Source organism: Microcoleus sp. A2-C3, assembly GCF_036706065.1.
Lineage (GTDB): Bacteria > Cyanobacteriota > Cyanobacteriia > Cyanobacteriales > Microcoleaceae > Microcoleus.
Map to the genome: position 1 here is coordinate 1 of NZ_JAUBVX010000008.1, position 12,386 is coordinate 12,386.

General features: G+C 47.0%; 13 protein-coding genes. 9 read left to right on the plus strand and 4 right to left on the minus strand.

Features of this window, described 5'->3' with window-relative positions; genetic code table 11:
- Positions 1-72: 72 nt before the first annotated feature.
- The gene (locus tag QUB66_RS06610) at positions 73-1,770 is read right to left on the minus strand and encodes a flavin monoamine oxidase family protein (RefSeq protein ID WP_332966940.1); all 1,698 of its coding nucleotides are present in this window, start codon (positions 1,768-1,770) and stop codon (positions 73-75) included.
- 378 nt (positions 1,771-2,148) lie between these two features.
- Here QUB66_RS06610 and iscB point away from each other — a divergent pair, with 378 nt between their 5' ends.
- Positions 2,149-3,477 (plus strand): RNA-guided endonuclease IscB, encoded by a 1,329-nt coding sequence (gene iscB, locus QUB66_RS06615; RefSeq protein WP_332966942.1) that lies wholly within the window; start codon positions 2,149-2,151, stop codon positions 3,475-3,477.
- 201 nt (positions 3,478-3,678) lie between these two features.
- Entirely contained in the window at positions 3,679-4,593 is a 915-nt protein-coding gene (locus QUB66_RS06620) for a PPC domain-containing protein (RefSeq protein ID WP_332966944.1), read from the plus strand.
- A 179-nt stretch (positions 4,594-4,772) separates the two neighbouring features.
- Here QUB66_RS06620 and QUB66_RS06625 read toward each other — a convergent pair whose 3' ends face one another.
- Both QUB66_RS06625 and ribD read right to left on the minus strand, forming a co-directional pair.
- On the minus strand, positions 4,773-5,384 hold the full coding sequence (locus tag QUB66_RS06625; RefSeq protein WP_332966946.1) for a hypothetical protein: 612 nt from the start codon (positions 5,382-5,384) through the stop codon (positions 4,773-4,775).
- 52 nt (positions 5,385-5,436) lie between these two features.
- Positions 5,437-6,609: a bifunctional diaminohydroxyphosphoribosylaminopyrimidine deaminase/5-amino-6-(5-phosphoribosylamino)uracil reductase RibD gene (ribD, locus tag QUB66_RS06630; RefSeq protein WP_265234511.1), complete on the minus strand. Its 1,173-nt coding sequence runs from the start codon at positions 6,607-6,609 to the stop codon at positions 5,437-5,439.
- Between the two features lie 320 nt (positions 6,610-6,929).
- Between ribD and QUB66_RS06635 the strand changes: the two genes are divergently transcribed.
- On the plus strand, positions 6,930-7,787 hold the full coding sequence (locus QUB66_RS06635; protein ID WP_332966948.1) for an FAD-binding domain-containing protein: 858 nt from the start codon (positions 6,930-6,932) through the stop codon (positions 7,785-7,787).
- 156 nt (positions 7,788-7,943) lie between these two features.
- Entirely contained in the window at positions 7,944-8,357 is a 414-nt protein-coding gene (locus QUB66_RS06640) for a hypothetical protein (protein WP_332966949.1), read from the plus strand.
- Positions 8,358-8,511: 154 nt separating this feature from the next.
- Here QUB66_RS06640 and QUB66_RS06645 read toward each other — a convergent pair whose 3' ends face one another.
- Positions 8,512-9,051, minus strand: coding sequence for a cyclic nucleotide-binding domain-containing protein (locus tag QUB66_RS06645; RefSeq protein ID WP_265234514.1), 540 nt, complete (start codon positions 9,049-9,051; stop codon positions 8,512-8,514).
- A gap of 591 nt (positions 9,052-9,642) precedes the next feature.
- On the opposite strand from QUB66_RS06645, the gene QUB66_RS06650 reads away from it, so the two are divergent.
- The 5 genes from QUB66_RS06650 to QUB66_RS06670 all read left to right on the plus strand — a co-directional run bounded on the left by QUB66_RS06650 (position 9,643) and on the right by QUB66_RS06670 (position 12,376).
- On the plus strand, positions 9,643-10,725 hold the full coding sequence (locus QUB66_RS06650; RefSeq protein ID WP_332966950.1) for an outer membrane protein: 1,083 nt from the start codon (positions 9,643-9,645) through the stop codon (positions 10,723-10,725).
- A 182-nt stretch (positions 10,726-10,907) separates the two neighbouring features.
- Positions 10,908-11,171: a hypothetical protein gene (locus QUB66_RS06655; RefSeq protein ID WP_265234516.1), complete on the plus strand. Its 264-nt coding sequence runs from the start codon at positions 10,908-10,910 to the stop codon at positions 11,169-11,171.
- Positions 11,172-11,636 carry a type II toxin-antitoxin system VapC family toxin gene (locus QUB66_RS06660; RefSeq protein WP_265234517.1) on the plus strand — a complete coding sequence of 155 codons (465 nt, stop codon included), beginning with the start codon at positions 11,172-11,174 and terminating at the stop codon, positions 11,634-11,636.
- Positions 11,637-11,766: 130 nt separating this feature from the next.
- The gene (locus QUB66_RS06665; protein WP_265234518.1) at positions 11,767-12,042 is read left to right on the plus strand and encodes a hypothetical protein; all 276 of its coding nucleotides are present in this window, start codon (positions 11,767-11,769) and stop codon (positions 12,040-12,042) included.
- A complete protein-coding gene (locus QUB66_RS06670; RefSeq protein ID WP_265234519.1) occupies positions 12,035-12,376 on the plus strand; it encodes a type II toxin-antitoxin system PemK/MazF family toxin in 342 nt (113 codons plus the stop codon). The genes QUB66_RS06665 and QUB66_RS06670 overlap by 8 nt, the downstream gene beginning before the upstream one ends.
- Positions 12,377-12,386 lie beyond the last annotated feature (10 nt).

Below are 12,386 nucleotides of genomic sequence, written 5' to 3' on the forward strand. Positions count from 1 at the left end.
GTTGGAGAAATCCTGCCTCAGCAAGTCGGCTCTGTGAACAAAGAATCCCCTCGCCTTGATAGCTGGGGAGTGTCAACTAATACTCGGATTCCTATTCCTAAGATTCCGAGATCCAGGAACTTTCCGGCTGGGACGGCGCTGGTTCAAACTGCTCGCACTGCGAGTATTCAAAGCCTCAGCAGAACTTGTCAAACCCAAATCTTGCAAAATTTCAAAAGCCGCCCTTTGTCCGGTTTCGCAACCGCCTTCCATATAACCTTGATTTTCCAGCGAAGTGTGTTCTCCGGCAAAATATAAGTTCCCAACTCGTTCGCCTTCAACACCGTGCATTTGCGTCCATTGTCCGACTAAATAGCAGGAATAAGAACCTTTAAAAAAGCGTTCTCCCGACCAAAAAGCTCGTACAGCTTTGCCCGATCGCAAATTGCTCACTCCGGGAAAAACTCTTTCAAATTGTCCCAAAAATCTTTGTGCTTGGTCTTCGGGAGTTCCGGCACCGATCGCCAAACCCTGCTTTCCTCCTGTAAAATTAGTAACTAAAGCGTTACCAGTAGGAGCGAAAGGCGTAGCTTCCCAGCTATTTTGGAATCCTAAATCGGTAAACACAGAAGCAGTCGATTGATAAACTTCCCGCCAAATTCGGCTGCGGTAGCCGGTAACTAACTTAGAATTAGTACCGTAGCCCAATTGCTCGATCGCCCTGCGCTTTGGTTGGGGTAGAGGTACGTTAATGTTAACGTCTCGCAGAGTGCTGAAGGGCAAAGCTAATAAAACTCGTTCGTAAGTGCGATCGAAGGCGCTTTGTCCCGATCGCAAATTTACCCGATAGCGGCCATCCGGCAAAAGAGTAATCGCTTCCAAAACCGTCCCCGCCTCGATCGAACCAGACAATTGACCAGCTAAACTGTTGACAATTTGACTGTTGCCGCCGTCAATTTGATAACGCTCATCGCTGTTGCCGTACAATTGAAAACTGTCCGCTTCAGAACCGATTAAAAACAGCAGATTTAGCGCCGACTGTTCCTCCGGATCTCGGCCGTATTCCGTAGTGTAAGCAATGCGGAGCAACTGCCGGACAATCGTGCTAGTATCAGCTTGGTCTACATATTCAGCGATCGAAAGATTGTCCAATCTTTCCGCTGTTTCCGTAAAATCTTGATAACTAAAGTTATCTCCGACTGCTTCCAAATCAGCACTAATTTTACTGGCTAGTGGCGCAAATTCCGCGATTATTTGCTCAAGAGAAAATCGGCGTCCTTGAAAGAAAAAAGTATCCTTCACCAATCCCCGCTGTACGTTAGCTAAGTCGATCGCCCGCAAACCCAATTCCGTCGCTAGGGAAATCAAAGTAGTGTGGCCAGTGTCAATATATTCTCCCCCCACGTCCGCCGAAATCAACGTTCCAGCCACCTTAGACACCGTGCGAATCCTCCCCCCCACACGGTTAGTTGCCTCAATGATATCGGCGCGCACGCCCCCCTGACGCAGGCGATAGGCAGCCGTCAAACCTGCAATTCCCGCACCCACGACCAAAATGGGCGATCGTCCGCCTTGTTGAGCAAAAGCTCCCTCCCTGGTAAAAGTCGCAGCAGCTACAGCCCCCGCAGCCGCTAAACCCCCGTGCAGCAAGCCGCGCCGAGATATGGGAAAATTAGAACTGCGTGAATTCAGCATCCCCAGCAGTTCATCAGCCGGAATGCCCGTTTGCCGAGACTTTTGGGCAATACTCGCAGCGCGGCGCAGCATTGCCATCAGTGCAGATTTAGCCATAATTGAGCCACCCTCACAAAAAATTGATGTAAACTGGATTCTCGATCGAATTTGATTATAGCTGGGGAGTTGTCAAGCACTTTCCAGAGTGACAACTCCACACGCTGACTGTTCGATCAGTACAGCATGGGCTTCTGAATCAAGAAGCTTGTCATTAGCCTCAGTAATTCATCATGCCAGAATTACTACGTTACTTCAGAATATATAGGCACTTTGGGATGCAGGTGTGGCAGCCGAGTTCTAGTCCCAGACACTGCGGTTAATCATTAAACATTTCTACTGGCAGCGGGAAAGTGTGATTAGCATTAAACCTGGAGCAACATTGGCGAAGAACACCACTCGCAAGAGTTAAGTTATTTATTAACTTAAATACAAATCATGAATGTTCTCGTAATCAATAAAGATGGTCGTCCCTTGATGCCCACCACTCCCAGAAAAGCGCGAGTTCTACTCAAAACAGGCAAAGCAAAAATCATTGATCGCGACCCACTTACAATTCAATTAATCTACGGCAGTGCCGGATATATCCAGCCAGTAACTATCGGCATTGATACTGGTTATCTCACCATTGGCTTCAGCGCTGTGAGTCTAAAAGAAGAGTTAATTGGTGGAGAATTAAAATTACTTTTCTCCGTCAGCGAACGCTTAAGTGAGCGAAGAAAATATCGGCTTGATCGCCGCATTCGCCTACGGCACCGCGCTCCCAGATTCGATAATCGTCGCCGTCCGGCTGGTTGGTTAGCTCCGTCAATTCAACACAAACTTGATGCTCATATCAAATTAGTTGAACGAATTAAAGCTCGATTACCTATCACCAAAGTCATTCTTGAGACAGCTAGTTTCGACATCCAGAAAATTAATAACCCTGAGATCGAGAAAACAGGTTATCAAACTGGAGAGCAGATGGGCTATCACAATCTGACTACTTACATTCGCCATCGAGATGGCTATAAATGCCAAAACCCTGAATGCAAGAGTAAGTCCGGTACGCCAACTCAAATTCACCATTTAGGTTATTGGAAGTCAAGCCCTGACCGGAGCGATCGACCAGCAAACCTGATTACTCTATGTGTTAAATGCCATACACCAGTCAACCATCAACAAGGAAAGTTCCTGCACGGTTGGAAGGCTCATGTTAAGAGTTTCAAATCCGAAACTTTTATGACCACAATCTATCGACGGTTGCTGAATGTTTTAGGTGCAGAGGAAGCCTTCGGGTTTGAAACCAAGTTCAAACGAGAGGAACAGAAATTAGAGAAGTCTCACCATAATGATGCTTTCGTGATTGCTGGCGGGACGAATCAGTTCCGCTCCGAAACACTGGTTTTAGAGCAGATTCGGTGTAACAAACGGTCGATGGAGCAATTCTATGATGCAAAATATATCGATACTCGAACTGGTGAGAAGGTATCGGGCGGTCAGCTTTTTTCGGGTCGGCTAACTCGGAATACGAACCTGAATGGTGAGAACTTGCGAGTCTATCGTGGAGTGAAGATATCGAAAGGTCAGCGCCGAATCAAGCGGCAACGATATCGATTCAATCCGAACGATTATGTTTTGTTTGAAGGTATTGTCTACCGAGTCATCGGGATGCAAAATCTCGGCACTGGGGTCAAAATCGCCGATTACCCTGGTGCTAAAAACAAGGTAGTTAACGTCAAGAAAGTCACGCCTGTCAAACGTCGTTCAGGCATTTGTGCAAAATGAATTTTAGTCGCAGCCCAACAGAAGATCCTGATTTGCTCATTTCGTCATCCATCCCCGTCCTGGTAATATCTGAAGATTGTTGGTTTGGACGGGGATGGAATTATCGCATCACCGCGCCTTCCATCCCACTCCAAACGGAGTACCGTTATGGGGTGGGGATTCCCATCTGTTTTGCTAAAGTACAAAGAGATTTTTTTAATAATGCTAACCCTCAGAACACTGTTCGACAGCAAATTTTATCTCGAAAACAACCCAGATGTCGCCGTAGCAGTTGCCAGAGGCACGGTATCGAGCCCCTTCGATCACTACCGAAAAATTGGTCAATTTGAAAATCGCGATCCTAATGCCCTGTTTGACGCCAGCTATTATTTAGACACCAATTCAGATGTAGCAGTATCAGCGGAAAAAAACCAATTTTCTGGTGCCCAGCACTTTATTAAATTCGGTCAATTTGAACGGCGGAGCCCCAACCCTTTCTTCGATGTTGGCTTCTATCTCACCAGCAACCCCGACGTTCAGACAGCAGTCCAAACTAATCAATTTAGCGCCTTTGAACACTACTTCAAAGTCGGTCAATTTGAAAACCGCAAAGCCAGCGTTTTCTTCGATCCCAGCTTTTATCTAGAAAGATATCCGGTGATAGGAGCAGCAGTCAGCAGTGGCGCAGTTAAAAGTGCGATCGACCATTACATTCAATACGGCCAACAAGAAGGACTGTTGAGTACACTCCCCGCTCCCGCCGACAATTTGAACGCAGCAAAAAGCCTCGGCATTGTTGGAGAAATTCAAACGGCGAGCGATTTTGTAGGAGCTGCTGAACCAGCCGACATTTACAGTTTCATCCTCAATACTCCGAGCCTTTTCAGTGCAACTGTTGACGGTTTGAGTGCAGATGTTGATGTAGAATTAATTCAGGATCTCAACGGCAACGGCGCAGTTGGATTAGACGATCTTATTGCTTCGTCTAACAATTTAGGCACGGCTTCAGAAACAATCGTCAGCAATGGAGCTTTGCCTCCGGGGACTTATTTCATCCGCGTTTCTCAATTTCAAGGCGATACCGATTACAACTTGAGATTGCTATCTGCTCCTTCAGCAATACCGCCCCAAACTTAAAATCGAATTAACGCCTATAGCAAGCCTAAATCCGTCAAACGAACACACACTCTTCTATTCTTTTCTCTTCCTTAGCGAACTTCGCGCCTTCGCGGTTTGTTAAATAAATCTGGTTCATAAATGATTTAGACTTGCTATAAAACAAGCTTCCCAATCACCAATTAGCAATTCTCCCGGTATTAATTATTAGTTTCCGGCCCGCCCGGAGAAGGCAAAGATTGAACCGGTGTCGGAGGCAAATTAGAGCGACTTTTGTTGAGAGTAGCCGACACCAAAGCATAGCCCAAAACAGCAGGCAGGACGATCGCACTCAGAAACACGATCGCCCCCGCCCAAGTCATCGCATTCGAGAGCGGGCCGTAATGAGTGCGGTAAGGGTCAAACGTTGGTAAATTAGGCATCGGGGCGTCCCGCAGCGCGATCGGACGTTTGAACCGCACCCGCCTGTCATCCAGCTTTTCGAGCAAAATCCAGCCAACTTCCGCCTCTTCCCGACACAGCTTGTGAAAAATCGCCGGATTGCGAAACAAATCGCTGCTAGCCCGCACAATCTTGTATTCCCAAACTGTCAAATCATCAGGATTGCGATCGGATTTTGGATTGCCATTTGCGATCGCATTTTCAGGCGCAGTAAAATTATCTTCTTGAGATTCGTACCGAGTCAAAACTTCTTCCTCCTCATCGCATTTTTGCCCCGCAGCTAATTGCTCGTGGCTCACCAAGATACCCATGATTGCAGCCTCCAAGCCGAGACTGCCAACCATCAAACTCCAAATCAGAATTTCAGTCATAAAAGGAGTTAAAAATTAAAAATTAAAAAATCAAAAGACTCGCTTTTAACTTTCAATTTTTAATTTTCAAATAGCCTTCCACCACGCAATCTGCACCCACCGCGCGCCAAGAAACCCGCTCTAAAGTTAAAGCATCAGTCATTGCAGAAAACCCCAAATCTCCTACAGGAGTTGGAGCATCTTGGCCGCCGACAATTTTAGGAGCAATAAAAGCCATAATTTTTTGAACTGCACCTTCAGCAATTGCCTTAGCAGCCAAAGTGCCTCCACACTCCCAGAGTACAGAAAGAAAAGATCGATCGTACAAATAAGCCATCACATTAGTCGGTGTCAGCGGCGACAACTCCACAACTTCTACCCCTTTGGCGATCAAAAATTCCTGAAATTCCGGGTTAACCCCAGGCTCAGTCAGCACCAAAGTAGCCGCCACAGAGGTTTCCCACAACCAAGCCGACTTCGGCAAATCCAGAGTGCGGCTCATCACCACCCGCAGAGGATTATGCCGATCGGGTTGGTGGCTAGTCAATAAGGGATTATCTAGACGCACCGTATTTCCCCCAACAATCACCGCATCGCAGCCGACGCGCACCCGATGCACCTCGCTCCTCGCCTCCTGGCCTGTCACCCAAGCGCTATGACCGGTATTGGTAGCAATTTTACCGTCCAAAGTCATCGCATATTTCAAAATTCCGAAAGGCTGGCGGTGCAAAATCCGGTGTACGAAAGCCTCGTTAAGTTTCTGACAAGCTTCCCCTTCCACTCCCGTCACCACTTCAATCCCGGCTTCCCGCAACCGGGCCAGCCCAGTTCCCGCTACCAATGGATTGGGATCGACCATGCCAACCACTACTTTTGCCACCTTGGCCTTGACTAAAGCTTCGGAACAGGGAGGAGTTCGCCCGTAGTGGTTGCAGGGTTCCAGGTTGACGTAGACTGTCGCTCCGGCGGCGAGTTCCCCCGCTTCCCGGAGCGCAAAAACTTCGGCGTGAGGTTGGCCAGCACCGGGATGGAACCCTTCGCCGACAATCTTGCCGTCTCGGACAATTACAGAACCGACGAGGGGGTTGGGTGCGGTTTTGCCGAGGGCGTGGCGGGCCAATTCTATGCAGCGGCGCATCATGGCTCGATCGAACTCTTGAATTTCGTTGTCCAGTTGTTTTGTAGCTTGCTGCTGTCGATTAGCTAAGCTGGCGATCGGTTTAGCGTCCGCCGGAAAAGTTTCCATAAGATCTTGGTATGATATCTATCCCTGAGTGTACTGACTTTGATGCTAATTTTGGGTGCGAAACGACGATCGATTGCCGCTGGGACAAACTGTACGTTACCACTGAGATATTGCATCATTGTCAATTAGCCTTTTATGAACAGGCAAGATGCCTATTCCACAAGAAAATTTATCTTTTGTGGAACAGGCATCTTGCCTGTTGCTGACAATGGTGCAAGATGTGAGTTACCAGGAGTGAAGGGCAATTTAGGGCGATCGACCCCACACACCCAAACAAATAGCTTTAACATGAAGAAACAATAGCAGGCGCTTGAGAAAACATGAGTCAGGACATGGAGCGGGAATTTGCCAGCCGCGACGAATTAATAGCCTACGTGCGCGAACAGTTTCCCGAAGCCGCCGCCCGCGATAGCAACGTACCCCCAACCACAGGCGGGCGCAAAGCAGCGGAGACACTCCTGCAAAAAATTGACCCAGGCAAATACGCCTCAAGCCGCAACTTCCTCAACGGCGCGGTAACGCAATTGTCGCCTTATTTACGCTACGGCGTTTTGAGCCTTGCCGAAGTCCGGGATGCCGTGCTCGCCAAGGTGCATCCAGAAGAAGCCGTAAAACTTGTCAACCAATTGGGTTGGCGGGATTATTGGCAGCGACTGTACGCCGAATTGGGCAAGGGGATTTGGCAAGACCAGGAACCCTACAAAACTGGTTACACTGCTAAATATTACAGCGAAACCATGCCGCAGGATGTCGTCGAAGGCACGACTGGTTTAGTTTGCATCGACAGTTTCAGCCGCGAGTTGCGAGAAACTGGTTATTTGCACAACCATCAGCGAATGTGGATTGCCGCTTATCTCGTACATTGGCGGCGCGTGCACTGGCAAGCTGGAGCTCGCTGGTTTTTGGAACATTTGCTAGATGGAGATCCGGCGAGTAATAATCTTTCTTGGCAGTGGGTAGCGAGCACTTTTAGTCATAAGCCTTATTTTTTTAATCGGGAAAATCTGGAACGTTACACTAAGTCGGTTTATTGTGGTGATTGTCCTCTGTACGGGCAATGCGATTTTGAGGGAACTTACGAAGATTTGGAAGCCCAGTTGTTTCCCAATGCCGAAAAGGTCGATCGCACGGGCGGTTCTCAAAGTTGGCAACGCCCTCAAAAGGGAAAGAAAAATTAAGTCAGTAGTCAGTTGACAGTTGACAGTTGTCAGTTGTCAGTTGACAGTTGTCATTCGGAAGAGGGAACAAGCAATTAAAATAATTAATTTTTTTTACAATTCCCAATTACAATTCCCAATTCCCAATTACAATTCCCAATTCCCAATTCCCAAGTTATGAAGAATCCAATTATTTGGCTGCACGGCGACTGTTTGAGTCCTCAAAGTCCGGCTTTTCAAGCGCACCCAGAAGCACCGGCAATCTGGGTTTGGGATGATGCACTCATCGATGAATGGCAGTTGAGTCTCAAACGAATGGTGTTTATTTACGAATGTTTGCTGGAGTTGCCGATAGTTATTCGGCGTGGCAATGTGGCTGCTGAAGTTATCGCTTTTGCTAAAGAATCCGGCGCGAATCAAGTAGTTACAGCGGAAAGTCCTAGTCCTCGGTTTGAGGAGATTTGCCGGGAAATTCGGCAATTATACCCTGTAGAAGTTTTGCCACCAGAACCCTTTGTCCGCTACGATGGTTATATTGATTTGAAGCGTTTTTCACGCTACTGGCGCGTCGCCGAAAAATACGTTTTTTAATGGGGAATTGGTAATCGGGAATTGGTAATGGGGAGTTGGTAGAAAAACAAGAAAGAGGCAAAGCGAATCATCTGATTTTTTCCCTCTTCCTTCTAACAACTAACAACTAACAACTGACAACTGACAACTGACAACTAACAACTGACAACTGACTTCAAGTCGCCTTCAAACGCTGTAATAGCCATTGAAATCTAGATTGAGCCAAATCTGGATTTTCGACATTGTGGGCGATCGCGCGTTCGTCGTCGGGATCTTGATATATTAAATAATCAGTCTCTTCGCCGAAGCGTTTGACTGTACCCCGAAGTCTCGACGACAGAAATTTGGTAATCGCCCGATAAAACCGCAGGGAAAACAACACGTCTTGTTCCAGTTTTTCAGTTAGCAGCCGCCTCGGAATTGACAGGATGAGACATTCATCAATTGTCGTGACGCTAGCAGAAGGAAGTCTCCCGTCTACAAAAGACATTTCGCCCAACACTTCCCCGCAGATGATTTGTCCAATTTCTTTGTCGCCCAAAGATGATACAGAAACGCTCAAAGTTCCATTCAGAACTATGTACAGCGCGTCTAAGGGTTTACCTTCGACGATCACGGTGGTGCCGGGGGGGACTATGGTGCGGGTGCCGTTGGCGAGCATCCAATCGATGTCGCGATCGCTCAATTCGCCTAATATCACTAGAACTTTGCTCATAAAGTAAGGTTGAGATGCAATAGTTTTTTACTAATTTTTACCAATAAAACACGGAATTTTAGACAATTATAATAATAATATTCACTAATTTTTACACGATCGAGCTACAACTATTTTGGGAACCAGTGCTATTCTACATCACTTGTCACAGACTATGCAGCAGCCGATCGCCCTGGCGCAACTGTCCCAATTTGAACGACTGCCCAAATATTTTTGAAAGCTTGCTGTATCTTGGTTTCGAGCCGGTGCGCCCTCGAAAACCCAATTTTTCCGGTACTACTGCGAATGCAGCGCCCCCAAGTACAGAATTATAGAATGCCAGCGATGCGCGCGATCGGCCTCTCAATTCAGCAGCAGCGAGGGTGAAATCCTTCCTAGGATTGATTTATAGCCGATCGAACTGTAAATTATAATTAGCATCAAAACCCGCTGTCCGTTCTTGAATCTAATCAAATTGCGAGTTGACTCCTCAAGGGTTAAGTGCCAATCTAGGAACAACACAAGTCATATTTGTGTCATTTTTGAGCAAAGCTCTCGATGGGAGCCCTCAAACACTTACACTTTTAACACAGCATTCATTGAGGAGTTTCTATGAATAGTCTATTTTCCAAGTCTACTTTTGCGTTAATAAATCTTGCAGCTTTAGCAGTTTGTTGCGGTACCCTGTCAGCGAAAGCTGAAACTGGCAACTTGCCTGATGTCGGTACAACGGCAACTTTGGCCGCTCAAAATATTGACCAAGTTTCTCAGCCTGTGGCAACTTCAGCGGTTAAACCCGATGCAGAAACCACCGCTACTAATACAAAAATTGATTCTATCAGTTGGAGCGAACTAACAGCAGCGGCAGAGCCAGCAGCCTCCCTACCGGCAGCCAACTCGCAAGCATCTGTGGGCACACCGGCAGAATCCACAGCAACAACATCGGAAATTGCGGAGACTGAAACTGCGCCAAATACATCGATTGCTGCTGAGACCGAAAAATCGGCAGAAACAGCTAAAATTGCTGATAGCGTCAAAGTGCAGCCAACGGTGGAGATTGCCGAAAAGATCGATCGACCTAATTCCGAACTGACAGCAGCCAAGGAAGAAAAAGAAGTCAAAACAACACAAGAAGTGTTAAGCAATCCTGTCAGCACTTCCGCCAAAACCCTGACAAACCAACCGAAACTTGCCGAAAAACCGGCAGCAGTCTCCGAACCAACTGAAAAAGTAGCTCAAGTCCCCACCATCAGACCGGGCCGAGCTACCCGTTCAGGGCCGAGCTACGTCGGTATTGGCGGTAACATCGGTTTTGGCGGAGATTCAGCCCTAGGCGACACTTCATTTGCGATTATTAGCAAAATTGGTTTGACAAACAATTTCTCGGTGAGGCCGAGTGTTTTGTTCCGCGACAACTTAACAGTTCTAGTTCCACTCACCTACGATTTTGTATCTAAAGAGGCCGTCGAAGTCAGCGATGATTTTGTGATTACCGCTGCTCCTTATTTAGGTGCTGGCGTAGCCATTTCTACCGGCGATAACGGTAATTTTGGCTTCATGATTACAGGGGGTGTAGATGTGCCGCTGTCGAGTAATTTTACAGCTACAGCCGGACTGAATATTGGTTTTCTCGAGGGAACTGATGTGGGATTGTTAGTCGGTGTCGGCTATACCTTCCCGAATCTGATCAGATAGTATTGCTATTTGAGCAAACGCAGGATCAGTAAATAGGCGCTGGGTTGACTGTAGGAATACAGTCAGCCCTTTTTTGATGGAAAATCAACAGCAATTCGCCGGACGCGGCTATTCGGAGGGGCAATTTGGAGGACACTTAGTTGTATAATAGATAAACTAGCCTTACTAAAAAGTAGAATCCTATGTCGCAGGGAATCTTCAACAAAATCCTCAATCAGCTTGACACCCTGGAAGTGCTAGAACTACAGCAACTAGAGCGTGCTATTGGGAACTCTCTGGCTCATAAAGAACAAGCTGCTCAACGCACAAGATTTCACCAAGCGCTGTTAACTTCTGGTTTAGTCAAAAAAATTAAGCATTCTTCTTGGACTCAGCAAACAGAACGGCGACTAATTCAGGTACAGGGGCAGCCTGTTTCTGAGACAATTATTGAGGAACGTCGCTAGATGACAATTTATTTTGTAGATAGCAGCGCGCTGGTCAAACGCTACATTAGTGAAATAGGTTCGGGATGGGTTTTGAATTTGTTCGATCCTGCACTTAACAACGATATCTTGATTGCTGGTATTACCAGTGTGGAAATTGTTGCTGCAATTACCAGAAGGTCGCGCGGCCGAAGTATCAATGCGACAGATGCTACAGCAGCGTGCAATCAGTTCAGGAGTGACCTGCAATCTGAGTATCAAGTTGTAGAATTCACCGAAAGTATTATTAACTCTGCAATGGCATTAGCTGAAACCTACGGATTGCGAGGCTATGATGCTGTGCAGCTAGCAACAGGCTGTAGCATAAATAACCTCTGCACAGCTAACAATTTGCCTGCGATGACTTTTGTATCTGCTGATGGGGAGCTAAATGCAGCAGCAACAAGTGAGGGTTTGGTAGTTGAAAATCCTAACAACTATCCGTAATATCGATCGTCGGAGGACGCGGAAATTCGGAGGATGAGGTGCAAAATTAATTGCGATCGCCCAGAGGGATTTTCCTCAAAGATATAATGATAATTGGCTCGCACTTTCTCCCCAAACACCCGAAAAAACCGTGACCAAAACAGAAATCTTAGCCGCACTCAAAAATCTGACAGCAGAAGAACGCCTAGAAATCATCGAAACAGCTTCCCGGATGATGCGCGAAGACATCGAAGCAAAAGTCCAGCGCAAAGCCGAGAAAAAGCGCCAACTCAGAGCCGCAGCAGAAGCCGCAGTCCTAGATTATATGCCGGGAGGTGCTTTACATGATTTGTGGTCGCCAGACAGCGAACCATATTTTGAATCTGAGGAAGAATACCTAAGCGCAGGGATCAAAACTAATGCGTAGAGGCGAAATCTGGCTGGTTACACTTGAGCCTACTGTTGGGGCTGAAATTGGCAAAACCCGTCCCGCAGTTATTGTCAGCGATGAGACGGTGGGAATTTTGCTGCTTGAAGTTATTGTTCCCATCACTGACTGGAAAGAGCGATATACACCTAGAAATTGGATGGTTCGACTAGAACCCAGTGGCGAAAATGGCTTGATTAAAGTCTCAGCCGCCGATTGTTTTCAAGTCCGTTCCGTTTCCCAACAAAGATTTGTCCGACAACTCGGAACCCTTTCCGAGACAATTATGGAAGAAATTGCAGAATCACTGATAATTGTTTTGGATCTGGATTGAATAACTAGGC